We start from the raw sequence: 20,092 nt of genomic DNA, 5'->3' as shown, positions 1-20,092 counted from the left end.
TCCTCGTGCAACTTGACCGCCTTCGTGTAGGCGGTGGCGGCCCGGTCAAGGGAGGTGGCCTCCGCGTCGGCACGGTCCTTACGTCAGGCCGCGAACATCTCCGAGGTGCAATCAGGCAGCACGTCCATCACCCACCCGGCCGGTCTCGACACCGACCAGGACAGTGCCGTAAGTGCAGCCCTTGCGGAAGACGAACTCGTCCACCCACAGCAGCCGACGGGACCCGGTCCGGCACCGACGGTGCCGTCAGGAGTCTGAGTAGCCGAGCCCGGCCCGCCGCGCGGCCGCCCAGCTCCACCGTGAGCGAGCACAGCCACCCCGTAAGGCCGCTGTACCCGCAGCAGAACCACGCCCCGCCGGCCGCCCAACCGGCTACGGCCGATCCGATCCCCCCAGCGGCCCCAGCAGCGCGGGAGGCGCGAGTTGTTCCTGCCGGTGCTCACCATGACCCCGGCATGCGCTCGATCGCCACCATGGCGGCGTCGTCATCCAGACATCCGCCGGCGTGGTGCAACAGGTCCGCGCACAGGTCGGCCAGGAGAGCGTCGAGACCCTTGCCGGACTTGCCGGCCACTCGTTCCGCGAGCGGGTAGAACGTGCCGTTCCGGTCGCGGGCCTCGATGACGCCGTCGGTGTAGAGAAGGGCGATGTCGCCGGGCTCGAAGGCGAACGTTTCCGGGAAGAGCTCGGATCCCACGAATTCGGTGAGACCCAGAGGAGGGGCTGCGTGTCGCACCTCGAGCAGGCCGACATGGCCACCGCGCAGCAGCAGCGGCGGGGGGTGCCCGCAGTTGATCATGTGAAGGGCCGGATCGTGGTCCGGGACGTCCAGCACGGCGGCGGTGATGAATGCCTCGCCGCGATCCTCGGCCTCACCTTCGGGGGCCGCGGGGTCGTCCAGGTCCGAGGAGACGGTTCCCTCCAGGAAGGCGACCAGCGCGGGCAGGTCGGCCTGTCTGTGGGCCGCGGCCCGGAATGCGCCGAGAAGGAGGGCTGCGTCCCCGACCGCCTCAAGGCCCTTGCCCCTGACATCGCCGATGACGATCCGAGTTCCTTTGGCTGTGCGGGCGGCGGCATAGAGGTCGCCACCGATCTGCGCCTCGGTCTCCGCGGCCAGGTAGACAGAGGCGATACGCAACGGGCCGATCCGTTGGGGAATCGGCTTGAGCACCACCTCTTGCGCGGCCATCGCCACCGAGCGCAGTCGGATCACTTCCCTTTCATGGCGTCCTCGCAGGTGGGCAAAGAAGGTCACGAGCGCTGACATCAGGACCAGGACGATGAGCTGGAAGGTGTGGTTCAGATCAATAAGGCTGGTGCGGATCACCGCGACCACGGTCTGGGCCAGGACGGCGAGCGCGCCGATCAGGCCGGTCGCCCAGGGCCCTGCGAACGACGCGGTGAGAGCGGGTGCGGCGACCAGAAAGGGCCCGAGGTGGACGCTGGGCGGAGCGAGTATGTCGACCACCGTGACAATCGCGATCAACGCGATCGGTACCACCAGCAGGGCATGACGTGGCTCCCCTGACAAACCGTGATCTTTACCGAGCCGGCCAGAAAGCATATGTCCTGAATACACCGCATCGCGCCCCGGTGCCCGCGCCGACAGGCGGCACTGCTACCGCGCCTGCGGCACCCCACAGCCGGAGCGCCGCGCACCAGGTCCGACCGTGACACGGAAGGCGCCCTTGCCCTGCTCGGCACGGCCCGGATACTGAACCAGCGGGCGGCCCCGGCTCGCCGCAGGCGCAACGCTCGCCAAAATCCCCCACTCGATTGGTCCGCCAACGCCGCAGGGAGGCGTGGTTGTCGCGGCACGGACGCGATCCTGACGGCGGCGCGGTCGGCCGGGCCCGCACCGCTGGGCCCGCACCGCTGGGTCCGCACCGCTGGGTCCGCAAGGTGCCGGATGCTCTGGGCGAGGTCTGCCGGGGCATCGGGCGGGCCCGGTCGCCGGACGGCGGACGGCGGAGGCGGGTGGGGAGATGGAGGCGTATATGGAGACGGATCTTGCGTCCGTCCCGCGGCCCGGGTACCCGCATTCGCCCGGCCACGCATGGGGGCGACGAGACCCTCGGCCGTTCGCGGGCAGCTTCAGCTCCAAGATCCACCACGCCAGCGATGGCCGACGGCGGCCGCTCGCATGCGTCATCACTCCTGGCCAGCGAGGTGACACCCCTCATATGGCCGATGGTCTCACCCGGGACCGGCTGACCCGCACGGTCAGTGACGACGGCGGCACCCCTCCTTCACCGGCTCCCGGCGGCGGGTTCGGCCTCATCGGCATGCGGGAGCGCGCCCAGTCCGCAGCCGGCCACCTGCAGGCGGGCCACCGCCCCGCAGGTGGCTTCGCCGTGACGCCGAACTCCCCATCCACTCCAGACACCCGGACGAGCCCCATAACCATGCGCGTGCTGCTAGTCGACGACCAGACCCTGCCGCGGGCCACCTTCCGGATCCCGCTCGACTCCTGCAACGACATGGATGTGGTCGCTGAGGCCACCGACGGCCTCGCCGCGACCGATGCCATCCGCCCGGCCGCGCTCCTCGACGGCATCCGTACCGTGGCCTCCGGAGAGGTCCCCCTGTCCCCCGCGCTCACGCGCGCCCTCATCACGCGATCACGCGCACTTCGACAAGAACGCCTACACGGAACGTCACGCGGCGGAGTGCTGGCTCAATCGCCCGAAGCGCCACCGGACAGCGGCCACGAGGTACGACAGACTCGCCGTCGGCCTCGAAGCCACAGTCACCATCACCGGCATCCACAAGTGGCTCTGACGACGTTGAACGCGAGTACCGCAACGTGGTCAGATACGCCTGTCGTACGCACGAGCCTGTCGCCCCGGGAGATCCGTCGTGCCCTACTACCTGCTCACCGTGGAGAGCTCGCATCGCACCGGCTTCGGCCTCCAGGTCAAACCCACCGTACGGATCAAGGAGCTGGCGTCACGGGTGAAAGACCTGGACATACCAATGCCGGGCGACAAGCTTCTGCTTCTCTTCCCGGGCGAGGGGACATGGCAGGCACCGCTGGCCGGGTTCGGCGTCGAGGCATGGAGCCGGGGCGGCGTCTACTACAGCCACAGCAGCCCGTCGGACCCGGAATTCACCTTGACCATAGGCGGCAACCGCGAGCCCGCAGATCTCCCCGTGGGCACAGAGATCTGGCTGGACGACAGCGCCCCTACGGGAGGCCACCGGACGAAAGGCTGGCGGCAGATCATCGAGGACATCACGTCGGCGCCGTGGTGGCAGGCGGACCCGGACACCATCGACCCGCCTGTCCCGGACCGCTGAGGCCTCGTCGCCTCGGCCACGCGCATCATGAAGGCCAAGCACTTCAAAAACGCGCCCTCTCCCCGTCCGCTACGAGGCGACCGCGCTCATCGCAGTCGGGTACAGGCAACCTCCACTTCGGCTCTGTATCCGGGTCAAGGCGATCTCCCCGGGCACCATCGACACTCCTGGACTCGACGCAGTGGCCGCGGGAGACACGCCCCTCACCAAGTCACAGTTCGCCGCGGGTGTTCCACTGGGCCGGATCGGGCGCCCGGACGAGGTCGCCGAGGTGGTGGCCTTCCTCGCTTCCGGGCAGAGCAGCTTCATCCTCGGAGCCAATCTGTACGTCGACGGCGGCGAGAACCAGATCCGACCCGCGGGCGACATCCGTCGCGCGATCACCAGCGGCGACGATCCGTAGCGGCCCGAGAAGTGAGAAGGTCGCCATCCGATACGAGGCGACCATGCCGGTCATGGCCCTCAACGAGCAGCTACGGCCAGCACTTCCCCAAGAGACTCTGGTCGTCCCTGATGTGGACGGCGGCCTCATGTCCCCAGACAGGGACGAGGACCGAGCCCCTCGATCGGCCCTCACACGACACCCTCCCGGCGGTGCGAGACGGTGGAGTTGCCCCGCTGGGCACCCTGGGAGGGGCTGGAGCCGCATAGTCGGCGATGCGGCCCCGGCCCGAGACGTCACCCGGAACCGGCCCGTCCCACCGACCCGCGCCCGACTGGGAGGAACGACGACACATCCCGCGTCGGCACAGGTTGCGACTGAAATCCGCTCTTCTCGGACGCTCCAGGGGCGGCGTCGAGTTCCCACCGACGCCGGGCCGCATCACGCGACCCGCGCCATCGGCCTCAAGGTTCGGTATGAGTATCCGTCATACCGCCTTTCTGGTACAGGCGTTGCTCGTACCGGCAAACGCCCGGACCTCCCGCTGACGTACGAGCACCTTGTGACGCTCACCCGCAGGGACCTGCCGTACAGGCGGCGTGACAGACGTCATTGACAAGCCGAATCCGCGAAGGTTGTGATGAACACATGCTGCGATGCCCTGGGATCCACTCCACTCGCCGAGCTGACGGCTCCGCCCTCGGCGCCGTTCGCATCCCGTCACCGGGCGCAGCGTGTGCTACGACCGCGAGTGCCACCTCCAGGGCAAAGGGCGGGCGACTGCCATGGACGTACGGTCATTGACCGGGCGCCGCGAGCTGCTCGACATCGCCCGGGCCGAGTTGACGGCCCGTCCCGGAGTGCTCTTCCACGGTCCCGCGGGGATCGGCAAGTCCGTGCTCGTGGCCGCCCTCTTGGAGTCCTTGGCCGCGCACGACCGGTCGGCCGGCACGGTGCTGCACTGCTCGCCCACGGAGGAGGACACCCGGCTCCCGTTCGTCGGCCTCATCGACCTGTTCGCGCGCGTGCCGGAGAGCTGCCTGGAGGCTCTGGCGCCCGCGCCCCGCGCAGCTCTGCGGGCGGCCCTGCTGCGCGGCCGGGAACCGGTCGACGACCAGAGCCGTCTCGCGGTGCGTGTCGCCGTCCTCGACGTGCTGCGAAACCTCGCTACCACCGGCCCCGTTCTGCTGGTCATCGACGACCTCCAGTGGCTCGACGGGCCCAGCGCCGAGGTGCTCGCCTTCGCCGTACGCCGCGTCGAGGGCCTCGACATACGCGTGGTGGCCGCCGAGCGGGTGGCCGACGGCGAGCAGCCCGAACGGCTGCGCTGCTGCCCGCCGGGCACCGTCGAACTTCCCGTGCCTCCGCTGACGGACGGCGAGGTGGCACACCTCGTGCGCACCGGCATCGGTGCCGACCTGCCGCCGGCAATGCTGCGGGCCGTCCAGGCCACCGCTGCCGGGAACCCGTGGTACGCACTGGAGTTGGGGCGCGCGGCCACACGCGAGCGAGGTCCCGTCGGCTTCGGCCGGACGCTGCCCGTACCCCGAAGGCTTCGTACCCTGCTGCTGAACCAGGCGGGTACGCTGCCGGAAACAGTGCGGCGCACCCTCCTGGTCGCGAGCGCCGCCGCCCGCCCGAGCCTCACTCTGCTGCGTGCCGCCGGGCTCCAGGACCCCGCCGCGGACCTCGCGGAGGCCGAACGACTCGGCGTCGCGGCGGCCGACGCCGACGGAACCATACGTTTCCACCATCCGCTGATCCGGGCCGCTGTCTATGCCGACGCCCCGGAGTACGGCCGCCGGCAGGCACACGCGCTGCTCGCTCGTTCGGTCACCGAGCCCGTGGAACAGGCCCGCCACCTCGCTCTCGCCCACCCGCACGAGGACGAGACCACTGCCCGCACGCTGATGTCGGCGGCCGAGTCCGCGCGCCGCCACGGCACCCCCGACGCCGCCTTCGAACTGGCCGAACTCGCTGTCCGACGCACCCCCGGCGACCGCTCCGCGGATCGCGCCGAACGGCTGCTGGCCGCGGCAGAGTACGCATGCGACGCCGGACAACTGGAGGAGGCGGGGCAGGCGGCCGAGACCGTCCTCGCCAAGTCGGGCTCGGCACGGCAGCGGGTGCGCGCCCGGCTGGTCCTGCTGCGCAACGCCGGGCAGGCGCTGGAGGGCGTCCATGACCTGATCGAGGAGGGTCTCCGGGACGCCGACGGCGACCCGGAGGCCGAGGCATGGCTGCACCACTGGGCGGCGGTACGCGGCCTGCTGTGCGGGGAGCTGGAGGAGGCAGCCCGGCATGCCCGGCGCGCTGCCCGGCATGCGGCCCGGGCCGGCGACACCGACACTCGGATCGGGGCGCTCGCCACCCTCGCCCGGGTGCGGTCCCTGGCCGGGGAACCGCTCGCAGCGGACGCCGCGCTCGAGGAGGCACTCGCTCTGGTCGGCGGCGCCGACGCCGGCCCGGAAAGCTGGGGACTGATCCGGATGCGGGCGATCCTCGCCCTGGACTCCGACAAGGTGACCGAGGCTCGGGACCAGGTCGCCGGACTCCTTGCGGAAATCGGCGAGTTCGCCGGGGTCGAGGAGGTCATGGCGACCTTGGTGTCGCTGACTCGTATTCAGGTGCGTTCCGGGGACTGCCGGGAGGCGCTGCGGACCGCCGCCCGCTGCTCGCGTGCCATGGCCGAGACGGGCGTACAGGCGGCTCCGGCGCTGTATGCGGCGGCGCTCGCGGCGACCGCGGGCGGCACCGCCGACGAGGCCCGGCACCTCGCCGAGCAGGCGGTACGGGCCTCGGAGGCGGATGGCGACCGGTTGTTCCTGCTGCGCGCGCTGGCGGTGCTCGGGCAGGCCGAGCTGCTCGTCGGCGACCCACGGGGGGCTGCGGCCGCGGTCGAGGCGCTGCAACGCGTCAAGGAACTCGGTGAGGCCATGTCCGCCGCCGACCCGCCTTTGCTGCACTGGTACAGCGACCTGGCCGAGGCCCTGGTCGTCCTGGGCGAGACGGACGCGGCCGGGGCGGTGCTCCGCGAGGCCCGCACACGTGCGTCCGGTGATGCGCCCGGGAGCGTACTCGCGGCTCTGGAGCGGGCGGAGGGGCTGCGTGAGGCGGGGCTCGGCCGGGCGAAGGAGGGGGCGGTACTGCTGCGTGCGGCCGTGGACCGCCTGCGTCAACTTCCGTTGCCCGTGGAGCTGGTACGCGCCCTGATCGCGCTCGGCGCGGTCGAGCGCCGGGCCCGCCACAGGAACACGGCGCGCGCGGTCCTCGGCGAGGCCCTGGAGACCGCGACGCTGATCGGTGCCGCTCCGCTGGCGGGGCGGGCCAGGGACGAACTGGCGCGGCTGGAGGCCGGAGAGCGGAGCGGTTCGGCAGGCGCGGGCGGGCCCGAACTCACCCCCACGGAAGCGAGGATCGCCGGACTGGTCGGCGGCGGGGCCACCAACCGCGAAGTCGCCGCAGAGCTGTTCATCAGCGTCAAGACGGTGGAAGGTGCCCTGTCGAGGGTCTACCGCAAGGTCGGGGTCCGCTCGCGCACCGCGCTCGCCCATGCGATGGCGGTCGCCGTCATCGCGTCCGGGGCGGCAGTGGATTCCGGCGACGACGACCAGGTGAAGCCCCCGGCCCAGGCAGTGATGGTGAGTCAGCCCGGCCGCGTCCGGATTCCCCGTGCGCGCGGCACACGCCGTTGACGGGACATCCGCGGTTCACATGACATCCGCAGTTAACACGTGACGCAAGGGTTCCCCCGCTTATGCGGGTGGGGCTGATGTTCCTACGGTGAAGCCGTTCCCCTTCCGGGACACCACCCCCACTCTCCGGAGGACCTCAGTGAAGTCACGCCTGAAACTGCTCGGCCTGGTCGCCGTGCCGGCCCTGCTCGCCGCCGCCGTCCCCACCGCCTACGCCGCCGGCACCCCCCAGCCGCACCCAACCCGCGCGGCCATCACCGGAGATGTCCTGAAGAACCTGAACCAGAACGCGACCCACACCGGCAACGTCGCCGCCGGGAAGCGGATATCGGTGGCGATCAGCCTCGCCCCCAGAAACGGCAAGGCGCTCGACACCTTCGTCGCCAAGGTCAGCAACCCGCGGTCGAGCTCCTACGGCCATTACTTGACGAAGCGTCAGTTCACGGCCCGCTTCGGCCGGACCGATGCCGAGATCACGCAGCTCAAGGACTACCTGCGCGCGCAGGGGCTCACCGTCGGCACCGTCCACTCGGGGAACCTGCTGGTCGACGCCAGCGGTACCGCCGCCCAGCTGGAGAAGGCCTTCGGCACCAAGCTGTCGACCTGGAAGGACACCAAGTCCGGGCGCTCCTTCTACGCCAACGAGACCGCGCCGACTCTGCCGACCGCCATCGCCTCCCTCGTCAGCGACGTGTCCGGCCTCAACAACCGCGCCCAGCTGCACCACCAGGCGCCCACCACCGTGACCCCCCACAACGGCCCGGGCGGCGGCTACACCCCGGCCCAGCTCAAGGGCGGCTACAACGTCTCCGGTACGTACACCGGCAGCGGCCAGAAGATCGCGCTGCTGGAGTTCGACGGCTTCCAGCAGTCGAACATCACCAAGTACGACACCAACTACAGCCTGGGCTCGCCCACTCCGACCGTCCAGAAGGTGGACGGTGGCTCCGGCTCGCTCGGCGACGGCCAGGTCGAGGTCGAGCTGGACATCGAGGTCCTGCACGCGATCGCCCCCAAGGCGAACGTCACGGTCTTCGAGGGCCCCAACTCCGACGCCGGTGAGGTCGACACCTACCAGGCCATCGTCGACAGCGGCATTCCGACCACGTCGATCAGCTGGGGCGCCGCCGAGAGCGCGCGTACCACCTCCAACATCAACGCCGTGGACGCCGTCTTCAAGGCAGGCGCGGCCGAGGGTCTCGGCTTCTACGCTGCCTCCGGGGACGATGGCTCGGACGACGCGGGCGACGGCGGCACCTCCGTCGACTACCCGGCGAGCGACCCGTACGTCACCGGCGTCGGCGGCACCAAGCTGACCGTCACCTCGGCCAACGCCTTCAGCAAGGAGGTGGCCTGGTCCGGGGGCGGCGGCGGCAAGTCCTCCGTCTTCAAGATCCCCAGCTGGCAGACCGCGGTGCAGAAGAGCGCCGGCGGCGGCTACCGCCAGGTACCGGACGTCTCGGCCCACGCCAACCCCAGCCCCGGCGTCTCGATCTACTCGCAGGGCAGCTGGAGCTCGGTCGGCGGCACCAGCGCCGCCGCGCCCGAGTGGGCGGCGTTCGCCGCGCTGTACAACCAGCAGGCTTCGGCGGCCGGCAAGGCCAACCTCGGCTTCGCCAACCCCGCCCTCTACACGGCGAGCGGCACCGGCTTCCACGACATCACCAGCGGCAGCAACGGCGACTACTCCGCCGCCACCGGCTGGGACTTCACCACCGGTTGGGGCTCGTACAACGCCGCGACCCTGGCGAGCAAGCTGCTCGGCTGATCCCCAGCGGATGTGAGTGCCGACTACTAGGGCGCGGGCCGGGATCACTCCCGGCCCGCGCTGCGGTTCCGTCCCACCCCTGCGTCCCGCACGCGTCTCGCACCCCTCGCACAAGATGAATTCGGGTCCGGCTCGCGGCGTAGACCGCGCGGCAAGCCTCTCAGGGGAGTCGCGTTGGCGAAGGTCACCATCAGTCTCGACAGCGATCTGGCGATCGAGGTCCGCCGCACCGAGGCGCTCACGGGAGACGCCGCAGACCAACATCGCCTTGTGGATCGGCAACCGGGCCCTGAGGAGGGCTGACGACTCGCCCGTTCGTCGCAGCCACGGCAGCGAAAGCAGTCCCTGTGGACATCGGTGTCGGCTCGCTCGGATCTGGGCGAGCAGCATCACACACGCAGCAGGCCGCCATCGATGAGCTCCAGGCAGCGCTACCGACCGATGACGCCCGGGCACTCTCCCGAACCAGGCCGCGAGGGGCAAGACCCATTGGTGATGTCCTGGCAGACTTGCTCCAGAGCATCACCTTCTCGCGGTGTGCGGCTCTCCGTGCTCGCGCAGCCGAGCGGCCACCGCCCGGGACGTCCGGTATTCAAGGTTCAGGCAGATTATCGTGAAGCGGCTTCGGAGAGTCAGATCTTCGGTGCCAGGCGATGGCGGTTCGGGTGTGCGCGGAGTCGAGGCGAGGTGAGTTCCGGGGCCCGATTGTCGCGTCCATCGTTCCTCTGATCGAGCCGGCGTTCGTACCAGTCGAGGAAGTCGGTGGCCGAGGACACGTTGGGGCCCCCATCGTGGTCTGCGACGTCGAAGCCGCGCGGCGCTCCCGGTTCTTCGGCGGGATTCATGACGAGCATGGGCCATTGCTCCAGTGGCATGACGCCGTAGAACGGTGCTGCTCCTGAGCCGCTGATGTGCGTAAGGAACTGCCAATACGCGTAAGGAAGAGCAATGTCATGCTCGGCCTCGAACTCCGCGATGCGCGATTCCGTCAGCTTCGGGCCGAGGCGGAGCTGGTCGTGCTCCTCTCCAAAGGAGTGGCTGCGCCACGGTGGGAAAGGGATCCTGGCCAGCTTGCGGCGCAGGCGGGGTACGCGGGGTCCATGGTCCGTCTTCTCTCGTCCCCATCACCCTATGAGTGGCCGCCTTCGGGTGGCCAGAGGGTTGCTCCTCCGCAGTGGCGGAAGCCCGACGCGGTTGTACATCTGCCCTCTTCAGGGTCGTGAGTCTCTTCACATGCCCCTCGGCCCCGCCCAGCCATGGTCGCGGCGCGGCCACAACTGCTGCCGCGGCCATGGCAGATGGCCTCCGCGCCGGGGCACACGCTCACCCGTGCGACGAGCGTGTCGGACGAACGGTCGGGAAGCAGGTCGAACACCGTCGGGGTATCGACGTCGGGTGACGATGCCAGGTAAGTGACGCCCCGTCACGCTCCACGCGAATCTTTGCCTGAACCATATTCAGGTTCACTCCTCGTTCCCTCCTGGGCGCGTCCACGCGACGCGTGCCCGCCGCCGCGAGAGACCCCGCGCCCACCCTTGCCACGAACCGCTGGCGAATCGTGGCAACATTCCAGGATATGCAAGTACATTTCTGACCATCGCTTCGAGATGCCACCGGCAGACGGGGGTGAAGGATGAGCGCGGACGACCGCGTCGCGGTGACAACGGGCATCGCACGACTGCACGCGTCGCCCGGACTTGCCGGGCCCGGCCGGCTCGGGCTGGTGACCAACCACACCGGCGTCCTCTCCGACCTGCGCCCGGCCGCGCCCGCGCTGCTCGAGGCCGGCGCGCGGCTGGTCGCCCTGTTCGGTCCCGAGCACGGGCTGCACGGGACCGGCCAGGCGGGCGAGAGCGAGGCCGTTCAGGCGGACCCCACCACCGGCCTGCCGGTCCACGACACATACCGGTGCAGCGGCGAGCGCCTCGACAAACTGCTGACCGACAGCGGCGTCGACGCCCTCGTGTACGACCTGCAGGACATCGGGGCCAGGTTCTACACCTATGTGTGGACCATGTTCGACCTGATGGTCTCGGCGGCTCGTACGGGCGTACGGTTCGTGGTCGCCGACCGGCCGAATCCCCTCGGTGGACTCGTCAGCGAGGGCCCGCTGCTCGACCCGGCGTGGGCGAGCTTCGTCGGGCGCGCCCCAGTACCCGTCCGCCACGGCCTCACCTGCGGCGAACTTGCCCGGCATCTCAACGCGTCGGCCGTGCCCCAAGTGGTGGGCAATGCCGCCGACTTGACGGTGATCGAGGCTTACGGCTGGCGGCGCGCCATGGAGGCGGAGGCCACCGGCCTGCCGTGGGTCGCACCCTCGCCGAACATCCCGACGCCGGCCACCGCCATGTTCTACCCCGGCACCTGCCTGTTCGAGGGGACGAATCTCTCGGAGGGCCGTGGTACCACGCAGCCCTTCGAGATCGTCGGGGCCCCGTACATCGACGCGCGGTTCGCGCCCTCGCTCGCCGAGCTCGCCCTGCCTGGAGTGCACTTCCGTGATCTGCGGTACGTACCGACCTTCCACAAACACGCCGGACGGCCGCTGCGCGGAGTCCAGCTCCACATCACCGATCGCGAGGTGTTCGCGCCCGTGCGTACCGCCGTCGCGATGCTCGCCACGCTGCGGCGGCTGTACCCAGAGGACTTCGACTGGCGTACCTCGGGCGGGGGCGTGGAAGGGACCGGCCACCGTCACTTCATCGACCTGCTGTGGGGGTCCGACCGGTTGCGGCGCGCCGTCGACGCGGGCGACGACCCGCTGCCGCTGTGCGTTCCGCCGGCGCCGCCCGGCCGGTGGGCCGGCGAGGACGTGCTGCTCTACTCCTGAGACCTCCCGGCCCGCCGCCGCGACGCGTTGCCCTCTGCCACCACCAACGCCACGCCCAGCCTCGTCGCCGACACCGTCGCCGACACCGCGGGCGACCTTCGACGCCGTCCGTGATCTGCGTAGGGAAGGACAACCCCATTGCTGACGACAACCCCGTCGACGACCGATCGCACGACGTCATCCGGGCTCGAGATTCGCGGCTTTGGCGCGGGCGACGGCCCGGGGCTGGTGGAGGCGTGGCGCCGGAGCGCGCCGACCGACTCCATCACCCCGGACCGCTTCCGCTCCCTGGTGCTGCTCGACGCCAACTTCGATCCGGAGGGCCTACGGGTCGCCGTCGACGGCGACCGCGTCGTCGGCGCGGCCTACGCGGTGCGCCGCCTGACACCGATGACCGGCACCGATCTGGAGCCGGAGCAGGGCTGGATCCCGTTCTTCTTCGTCGATCCGGCCGCCCGCGGGCGTGGCCTCGGCCGCCGACTGCTGACCGAAGCCCTCGACTGGCTGCACGGCCACGGCCGCACCCGGGTGGACTTCTCCTCGTACACGCCGAACTACGTCCTTCCCGGCCTGGACGCCGAGGCGTACCCGGAAGCGGCTGGGCTCCTTGAGTCCCTGGGCTTTCGCACGCTGTACGAGGCGGCGGCGATGGACCGCGGCCTGGTCGGCTATCGCATCCCGGAGGATGTCGCGTGCCGCTTGGACGAACTGACGGCGCAGGGCTACCGGTTCGCCACTCCGTGCGACGGCGACCTGGTGGACCTGTTCGCGCTCGCGGGGAACCACTTCGGCCCGGACTGGGCGTGCACGATCCGGCAGTGTCTGGCCGCGGGCACGCCGCTCGACCGGATCGTCGTCGCCCGGGACCCTTCGGGCCGCCTGGTCGGCTGGGCGATGCACGGCACGTTCGATTCGGTGGACGAGCGGTTCGGGCCGTTCGGCGTGCTGGAGGAGATGCGCGGCACCGGCCTCGGCAAGGTCCTGCTCCACCTGGTCCTGGAGCGAATGCGGGCGCGCCGTGCGCACTCCGCGTGGTTCCTGTGGACCGGCGAGCAGTCCCCGGCGGGCCACCTGTACCGCAAGAGCGGTTTCACCACGACCCGGGTGTTTCGCGTGATGCGCCGGGAGGCCGCCCGATGACGCCGTCACACCGAACCGGTGGTCTGAGCCGCCGTCACTTCGCGCTTGTGCTCCCCTGGGCGCTGCTCCCCCCGGCCCTGCTCGCCTCCGGATGCGCCGCGCCGTACGAGGGCACCGGTCGGCCCGGGGATCCGATCGTCCTCACCCTGCTCTCCCACTACGCGAGCGGGACGCTCAAGGAGGCTCTGCAGCGCCCGGTCGACGAGTGGAACGCCACTCATGACCGGGTCAAGGTGCGGACGAAGGCCGTCGAGTTCACGGACCTGCTGACCACGTTCATGGTCCGGCAGGCCGCGGGGCAGGGCGCCGACATCCTCCATCCTTACTGCCTGTGGAACGGCCAGCTCGTCCAGGCCGGCGTCCTGCGGCCCGCTCCGTCCGAGCACGCCGAGGAGATCAGGCGCGGCTACGGCGGGGCCGCGGTCGGCGCCTCGTCGGTGGGAGGCAGGATCTACGGCTACCCCACCGAGGTGCAGACGTACGCCCTCTATTACAACAAGCGGCTGCTGCGCGAGGCCGGCATCGGGCATCCTCCGCGCACCTGGAGTGAGTTGGAGGAGGCGGCCTACCGCACCGCCAAGCGGGACCGGTACGGCAACACGCTGGTCCAGGGGTTCGGGCTGTCGACCTACGACGACTCCACCACCGTCGGCCAGACGCTCGCCCTGCTCAACGCCGCGGGCGGTACGTTCGTCTCCGCGGACGGCAGGAGCACCGCCATCGACTCGCCGGCCGGCCGGGCCGTGTTCGATCTGGAGCACCGCCTCGTCGTCAAAGGTGCGAGCGCCCCCGGCGTCAACGTCTACAAGGCGTTCCAGTCCGGACAGGTGGCCATGATGGTCAGCGCCGGCTGGTGGACCGGAAGCCTGAAGACCGAGATGGGCAGCGCCTACAGCGATGTCGGCGTCGCTCCGCTGCCTGTCCCTGAGGCGGACGACAAGCGCGGCACGCTCTCGACCGGCTTCATGCTGGGGGTCAACACGGCCAGTGAACACCCGGGCGAGGCCTGGGAGTTCCTGCGCTGGCTCAACACCGAGAAGGTGGACACGAAGAGCACCAAGAAGGGTGCGACAGCGACCCGGATGAGCTCCCTGCAGGTGTCGGTCGGCTCTCTGACCGGCCGCGCCGACGACATGCGGACACTCCTGAGCGAAGGCAGCGATCCGAACCTGCGCCCGTTCCTGGACGCGCTGGCGTACGCGGTGCCGGAGCCGAACGTACCGGGCGCGCAGCAGGCCAAGTCGCTGCTGCGCAAGAACATCGAGGCGTTGTGGACCGGTCAGCAGTCGGTCGACGAGTCACTGCGCACCATCCGCCGTCAGGTCGATCAGGAGGTGTCGCGCTCATGACGAACGCCTTGGCACCGGAGACGACCGAGCGGGTTCACAACCCGCGGGGCGCCGGGTCCACCGGGGCCGCCGTCGAGGACCGCCGCCGGACCCGGCCTCGACGCCGCCAAGCCGTCGTCGCCTATCTCTTCCTGGCCCCGACGTTGCTGTTCTTCGCGGTCTTCCTGATCCTGCCGCTCGGTTTCGCGCTGCTGCTGTCGATGTCCCGCTGGGCCGGGTTCGACCTCGGCGACATCGATCCGGTCGGCCTGGGCAACTTCACCGACCTCTTCGTGGACGGATCGACGTTCCTGGCGCCTATCCTCACCAATACGCTGCTGTTCGCCCTGGGCACCGTGGCCCTCGCGCTCGCCGGCTCCGTGCTCGTCGCCAACTGCATCGACAAGCTGCGGTTCCAAGGGCTGTGGCGCACCCTGTACTTCCTGCCGATCGTCACGACCGTCGTCGCCATCGGCAACGTATGGAAGTACATGTACGAGCCTGGCGGCCTCGTCAACGGCGTCCTCAACGCGCTCGGGCTCGGCTCGGTGGCGTTCCTCCAGGACCCGGACACCGCGCTGCCCGCGGTCGTGGTCGTACAGGCCTGGGCCTCGGTCGGCACGGCGATCCTCATCCTGACCGCTGGGCTGAAGTCCATCCCCGAGTCGTACTACGAGGCCGCCGCGCTCGACGGTGCCGGGCCCGTCACCGTCTTCTGGAAGATCACACTGCCGCTGCTGCGGCCGTCCCTGCTGTTCGTGTGCATCACCCAGTTCATCACCGGCCTGCAGTCGTTCGCGCTGATCATCGTGATGACCAAGGGCGGCCCGGGTGACGCGACCAATGTCGCCGCACTGGAGATGTACCGCCAGGCCTTCTCGTACGGCGACTGGGGCACTGCGAGCGCCGCCGCCTTCGTGCTGTTCCTGGTGGTCCTCGTGGTCACCCTCGTGCAGTTGTGGATCTTCCGGCGCAAGGGGGAGGACACATGATCCGCCGCCGTTTCCCGTGGTTCTCGTATCTGGTGGTCGTGACCGGCGCCGTGCTCACGGTGGTGCCGTTCCTCGACATGGTGATGACGTCCTTCAAGGGGCCCGGCGAGTCCGGCACGCTGCCGTACCGGTTTCTGCCCGAGGCGTTCGACCTGTCCAACTACCGGGCGGCGATCGACCAGCTCGATCTGCCGGTGCTCTTCCGCAACAGCGTCATCGCCACCACCGTGATCACCGGATCAGTGCTGCTCACGTCGTCACTCGCGGGCTACGCGCTTGCCAAACTCCACTTCCCCGGCAGGAACTTCATCTTCCGCCTTGTGCTGTCGACGATGATGTTCCCCCCGTTCCTCTTCTTCATCCCGCACTTCCTGATCCTGGTGCACTGGCCGCTCGCGGGCGGCAACGACCTGTTCGGGCGTGGCGGCGCCGGCCTGACCGTCAGCATCACGGCGCTCGCCATGCCGTTCCTCGTCAACGGCTTCGGGATCTTCCTGATGCGCCAGTTCATGGTCTCGATCCCGGACGAGGTGCTGGAGGCCGCCCGCATCGACGGGGCCGGCGAGTTCACCGTGTGGTGGCGGATCGTCGTCCCGCAGACCAAGCCGGTCCTCGTCACCCTCGGACTGCTGACGTTCGTCGACGCCTGGAACGAGTACATCTGGGCGCTGCTCGTCTCGACCGCCAACCCGGACGTGATGACCCTGCCCGTCGGCATCCAGCTCCTGCAGGACTATGTCGACCCGACCCGCACGATGCCCATCGTCATGGCCGGCCTCGTCCTGAGCATCCTGCCGGTCCTGATCCTCTTCTTGCTGCTGCAGAAGTACTACATCCGCGGCGTCATGCTCAGCGGCCTCAAGTGAAGAACGCAACCGCCGACACCACGCTGACCGCCGACTACTCACTTCCCGTTCCAGCAGGCCCCCTCAAGCCGCCCCACCTATCGTGGAGGGGAGGAAGGGGCGACTGCACATCATCGATGTGTACGCCCAGGGCTGCAACGTCAAGGAGCGCGTCATGTCGCGCAGCAGCAACGCCGCCATCCTGGAGGGCTTCGGATCAGCGGTGAACACTGACCACCTCGGCGAGCTCGAGGAATACGTGGCGCCCGACTCTGTGGACCACGACCCGGCCCCAGGACAGGTTCCGGGACCGGAAGGCTATGAGGAGATGTTCGCCACGATGAGGCGGGCCTTCCCCGATCTGCACATCGAGGTCGAGCACGTCATGGCCACCGACGACGAAGTCGCGTTCTCCTACACCATCACGGGCACACATCTCGGTGAACTGATGGGGCACGGTCCGACGGGAAAAACGGTGAGTTACCGAGGCATGCAGATCAGCCGGTTCGCCGACGGGAAGATGGTCGAGCGCTGGGGCAGCAGCGATGAGCTCGGCATGCTCCGTCAGCTCGGTCTCGCCTGACCAAGTACACACCGTCGGGCCATCGGGCGGTCGGCCTTCGACTCGTCGCGACCCCGCCGGGGCCACCGCGTTCGCGCCGGTCAGATCTTTCGGGCCCAGGCGCCCTCCTGGGCCTGCTTGAGGAGGTCCTCCATGGCGGGCGGCCACACGTTGCGGTAGGTGCCGTCTTCGGCGCCGATGACGGAGACCATCCTGTCGATCATGTCCTGCGGGTCGAACTGACCCGTCATGATCTGGGCGAAGTCGGCCCTGCCGTCGTCCTCGCGGGTGGAGTCGACCGTGTCGTCGTGCCAGCGGTAGGTCGTGTCGGCCATGCGGTCGTCGAAGCCGGTCTCGTACGGGCCGGGGTTGATGGTCTGGACGGTGATTCCGGTGGGGACCGGTATCTCAGCCATGGGCCCGCTGTCGCCCATGGCGGCGTTACTCACGAACGTGTCGAAGTCCCACGGGGTCCACTAGGTCGCGGGGCGTTCGGCATCAAAGTCTCCGGGCCGTTCCAGGCTCCGTGAGGCGCAAACCGAGCACCCGGCTCACTGGCTGTTGGAGGAGATGTGACCAACCTGCTCTCAGCGGTTCTCGAGGCCCATGGCGGCACAGAGCGGTGGGGCCGGCTCACCACCGTGACTGCCACCATCGTCAGTGACGGAGAGCTCTTTGCGGCCAAGGGCCTGCCCCAGGACCTCCAGCCGCGCCGGATGACTGTCGACATGCACAAGCAACACGCTTCAGTGCGCCCTTTCGGGGCTCCCGAACAGCGCTCGGACTTCACACCGGACCGCATCGCGATCGAACGCGCCGACGGCACCGTCGTAGCCGAACGTTTCAATCCACGAGCGTCATTCCAGGGACACACCCTGGAAACGCCCTGGGATCCACTGGACCGCGCCTACTTCAACGGCTACGCCCTGTGGACGTACATGACCACGCCGTTCTTCGCGATCATGAACGGTATGGGCGTAGAGGAGGCGGAACCGTGGAACGAGTCGTCAACTGAGCGATGGCGTCATCTGCGGGTCACTTTCCCGCCCGGCATCGCAAGCCACAGCACCGTGCAGGACTTCTATTTCGGGGACGACTTCCTGCTCAGACGCCACGACTATCACGTTGACATCGCCGGCGGCTTCGCGGCCGCGCAGTACGTCTACGACATCGATGAAGCAGACGGAATCAAGTTCCCGACCAGGCGTCGCGCGTACCTCCGCCGGTCCGACGGGCGTCCCGACCACGATCACCTCATGGTCAGTATCGACCTGCGCGATGCCCACTACTCCTGACAGCACCAGCCGATCGGAGCCCTGGTTCTTCGCCGGGGAGCGCATCCGGGCGACAGCGAGCCCTGCTCACGCTGGCCCACCTCCGCAACGGCCACCCCTACGCCCAGCTACTCCGTGGGGCGTTCCTTGCAGGACGCATCCGTTCACGGAGGAGGCTGCCCTGCTGCGGCAGGCGGCTCAGGTGGCGACAAGCGAGGTACAACGGCGAGGACCCGCACCGGAGGACCGGCTGTCAGACCTGGTCGGCGTCGGCCCGCTTGCGCGCGCGATAGTTGCGCAGGTTGGCAGCGTTGCCGCAGACGTGGACGTCGTGCCAGACGCCGCTGTTGTTGCGGGAGCGGTCGTAGAAGGCAGTCATGCAGCGTGTGTTGCGGCAGGACTTCAGGCGGCGCAGGGTGTCGGTGCACTGCGCCTGGTAGACCTCGATGAGGGCGAGTGACGCCACCTGCCGCCATCCCGTACCGCGGGGCTCGGCGTGGATGACCCCGTGCTCATCGAGCCGCAGTGCGGTGGGCACGGTCATCAGGGAAGCCGCCGGGCCGCCCTCCGTCGCCGAGTCACCGAGCTGGGCGTGGAGGCTCTGGCTCAGGTCATGACGGAAGTCTCGCAGGCCCTGCGCGTCCTCGGCTGTCAGTGCGATGCCGGGTGCGGGCCGGTGGGTCACGCCACTCCAGCTCTTCAATGCCTGGTCGAGCCAAGCACCGGCGGCCTCAGCGGTCTGCAGGAGGTCGGGCTCCCGGGGCTTGCCGGCGGACAGTGTGTTGAGCAGGTCCTGCACGAAGGCCAGCCCGCCCGGGGCGGGCTCCAGGCCATATCGGGCTGTCGCAGTCCAGGACATTCGCGGATCCCTTTCGGTGACGGCAGCTACAGCAACATGTCCATAGCCTATTTACTTATTACGCCTGAAAGTGTAACTCTCCGAATGACGAGCGTCGGCTTCCCGAAGTCCCGCGTGGGGTCCGGCGGGTTCGCCCATGCAGGCTGTGCGGCTCGGGTGCGTCGCGGACAGAAGCTTCTGGACGTCGGATACACACTCTGCTGACACCTCCTCGCCTCGGGCGCGCCCCGACCATTGCGTGACCAGGCGGCCAGGCGCGGCCGCTCAGCCCTTGGCGGACCTCGCCGATCCCCACAGTGCGCCCTGGTTGACGCGGCCAGGATGCAGTTCCAACATGCCGCGGTAGAGGTCGAGCGTGGTCGTGGTGCGCTCTGCGACCGCCTCGAAGTCGTGGATGTAGCGCCGGGTCTCGGCGATTGTCTTCGGGTCGTCCGGACGGTCGGGGTTCTTGTGTCCCGCGACCACCGCTGCCGGCTCCAGCGCGGCGATGGTGTCGAGCGCGTTCAGCCAGGCTCGCCGGCCCTCGGCGGGCGATTCGGCGAGGTAGAGGTGAACATCGTTGTAGACGGCGTCTCCGGCCACGACCAGGTCGATCGACGGCACGTGCAGACAGGTGGTGTCATCGGTGTCCGTGTGCCCGAGTCCCACGACGACAAGGTCATGACCCTCCAGCTCCAGCCGATCGCCGGCCAGCGGCTCCGCGGCCACGAGCCTGTCCGGGATCTGGCCGGGGAAGCGCTTGTCCCAGAAGGACGCCACGAACTCCGGCGCCATCTGCTTCTTCATCTGCTCCACCACCGCCGGCGTCGCCACTGCGCGCGCTCCAGGGAAGCGTTCAAGAAGGGTGCCCAGCCCGAACCAGTGGTCACCGTGCCCGTGGGTCACGAAGACCGTGGTGAGGTTCATGCCGCTCGCCGCAACCCAGTCGGCCAGCCGGTCGGCCTGGTCGGCAGTCATCAGCCCGTCGACCAGCACCGCGTCGCGCTCGCCTGTGATGAGTGTGGCCGTGATGGGCGACCACATGCGCTGGGGGACGTCGGGCGGCAGGTCCGCGATCTCGGTAGGGATCGACGGCGCCACGTGGACACTCCAGCTCAGTTGCGCTCCGGGCATGATC

16 protein-coding genes and 1 pseudogene are annotated in these 20,092 nt (G+C 69.4%); 12 read left to right on the top strand and 5 right to left on the bottom strand.

Translation table 11 applies throughout. From position 1 onward, the window contains the following. Nucleotides 1-439: 439 nt before the first annotated feature. Nucleotides 440-1,564, bottom strand: a complete 1,125-nt coding sequence (locus ACZ69M_RS25325) for a PP2C family protein-serine/threonine phosphatase (RefSeq protein ID WP_470053118.1) — start codon at nt 1,562-1,564, stop codon at nt 440-442. A gap of 1,295 nt (nt 1,565-2,859) precedes the next feature. On the opposite strand from ACZ69M_RS25325, the gene ACZ69M_RS25320 reads away from it, so the two are divergent. The 5 genes and pseudogenes from ACZ69M_RS25320 (at nt 2,860) to ACZ69M_RS25300 (ending at nt 9,448) form a co-directional block, all read left to right on the top strand. Beyond that, entirely contained in the window at nt 2,860-3,300 is a 441-nt protein-coding gene (locus ACZ69M_RS25320; RefSeq protein WP_470053116.1) for a hypothetical protein, read from the top strand. 127 nt (nt 3,301-3,427) lie between these two features. After that, nucleotides 3,428-3,703: pseudogene (locus ACZ69M_RS25315) on the top strand (SDR family oxidoreductase); the annotation flags it as partial. 764 nt (nt 3,704-4,467) lie between these two features. Next, nucleotides 4,468-7,377, top strand: a complete 2,910-nt coding sequence (locus ACZ69M_RS25310) for a helix-turn-helix transcriptional regulator (protein ID WP_470053114.1) — start codon at nt 4,468-4,470, stop codon at nt 7,375-7,377. A 139-nt stretch (nt 7,378-7,516) separates the two neighbouring features. Continuing rightward, nucleotides 7,517-9,145: a S53 family peptidase gene (locus ACZ69M_RS25305; protein ID WP_470053112.1), complete on the top strand. Its 1,629-nt coding sequence runs from the start codon at nt 7,517-7,519 to the stop codon at nt 9,143-9,145. A gap of 174 nt (nt 9,146-9,319) precedes the next feature. Beyond that, nucleotides 9,320-9,448, top strand: a complete 129-nt coding sequence (locus tag ACZ69M_RS25300) for a hypothetical protein (protein WP_470053110.1) — start codon at nt 9,320-9,322, stop codon at nt 9,446-9,448. Between the two features lie 329 nt (nt 9,449-9,777). On the opposite strand, the gene ACZ69M_RS25295 is transcribed toward ACZ69M_RS25300, so the two are convergent. Beyond that, nucleotides 9,778-10,227, bottom strand: a complete 450-nt coding sequence (locus ACZ69M_RS25295) for an SMI1/KNR4 family protein (protein ID WP_470053201.1) — start codon at nt 10,225-10,227, stop codon at nt 9,778-9,780. Between the two features lie 551 nt (nt 10,228-10,778). On the opposite strand from ACZ69M_RS25295, the gene ACZ69M_RS25290 reads away from it, so the two are divergent. From ACZ69M_RS25290 to ACZ69M_RS25265, 6 genes are all read left to right on the top strand, one after another. Continuing rightward, nucleotides 10,779-11,975 carry an exo-beta-N-acetylmuramidase NamZ family protein gene (locus tag ACZ69M_RS25290; protein WP_470053108.1) on the top strand — a complete coding sequence of 399 codons (1,197 nt, stop codon included), beginning with the start codon at nt 10,779-10,781 and terminating at the stop codon, nt 11,973-11,975. A 138-nt stretch (nt 11,976-12,113) separates the two neighbouring features. Beyond that, the gene (locus tag ACZ69M_RS25285) at nt 12,114-13,115 is read left to right on the top strand and encodes a GNAT family N-acetyltransferase (RefSeq protein WP_470053106.1); all 1,002 of its coding nucleotides are present in this window, start codon (nt 12,114-12,116) and stop codon (nt 13,113-13,115) included. Continuing rightward, a complete protein-coding gene (locus ACZ69M_RS25280; RefSeq protein WP_470053104.1) occupies nt 13,112-14,464 on the top strand; it encodes an ABC transporter substrate-binding protein in 1,353 nt (450 codons plus the stop codon). The genes ACZ69M_RS25285 and ACZ69M_RS25280 overlap by 4 nt, the downstream gene beginning before the upstream one ends. Then, the gene (locus ACZ69M_RS25275; protein ID WP_470053102.1) at nt 14,461-15,435 is read left to right on the top strand and encodes a carbohydrate ABC transporter permease; all 975 of its coding nucleotides are present in this window, start codon (nt 14,461-14,463) and stop codon (nt 15,433-15,435) included. Before ACZ69M_RS25280 ends, ACZ69M_RS25275 begins: the two co-directional genes overlap by 4 nt. Further along, nucleotides 15,432-16,301, top strand: a complete 870-nt coding sequence (locus ACZ69M_RS25270) for a carbohydrate ABC transporter permease (protein ID WP_470053100.1) — start codon at nt 15,432-15,434, stop codon at nt 16,299-16,301. The genes ACZ69M_RS25275 and ACZ69M_RS25270 overlap by 4 nt, the downstream gene beginning before the upstream one ends. A gap of 154 nt (nt 16,302-16,455) precedes the next feature. Further along, nucleotides 16,456-16,863 (top strand): ester cyclase, encoded by a 408-nt coding sequence (locus ACZ69M_RS25265; RefSeq protein WP_470053098.1) that lies wholly within the window; start codon nt 16,456-16,458, stop codon nt 16,861-16,863. An 80-nt stretch (nt 16,864-16,943) separates the two neighbouring features. Here the strand turns inward: ACZ69M_RS25265 and ACZ69M_RS25260 are convergent, their stop codons facing one another. Then, nucleotides 16,944-17,258 carry a hypothetical protein gene (locus tag ACZ69M_RS25260; RefSeq protein ID WP_470053096.1) on the bottom strand — a complete coding sequence of 105 codons (315 nt, stop codon included), beginning with the start codon at nt 17,256-17,258 and terminating at the stop codon, nt 16,944-16,946. A 156-nt stretch (nt 17,259-17,414) separates the two neighbouring features. Here ACZ69M_RS25260 and ACZ69M_RS25255 point away from each other — a divergent pair, with 156 nt between their 5' ends. Continuing rightward, a complete protein-coding gene (locus ACZ69M_RS25255) occupies nt 17,415-18,137 on the top strand; it encodes a hypothetical protein (RefSeq protein WP_470053095.1) in 723 nt (240 codons plus the stop codon). A 232-nt stretch (nt 18,138-18,369) separates the two neighbouring features. Here the strand turns inward: ACZ69M_RS25255 and ACZ69M_RS25250 are convergent, their stop codons facing one another. Together ACZ69M_RS25250 and ACZ69M_RS25245 are read right to left on the bottom strand one after the other, a co-directional pair. Then, complete coding sequence (locus ACZ69M_RS25250) at nt 18,370-18,975, bottom strand: CGNR zinc finger domain-containing protein (RefSeq protein ID WP_470053094.1); 606 nt, start codon at nt 18,973-18,975, stop codon at nt 18,370-18,372. 264 nt (nt 18,976-19,239) lie between these two features. Then, entirely contained in the window at nt 19,240-20,088 is an 849-nt protein-coding gene (locus ACZ69M_RS25245; protein WP_470053093.1) for an MBL fold metallo-hydrolase, read from the bottom strand. Between the last annotated feature and the right edge of the window lie 4 nt (nt 20,089-20,092).

This window comes from Streptomyces sp. NPDC107454 (assembly GCF_055582885.1).
This window is presented reverse-complemented; position numbering and strand designations above follow the sequence as displayed.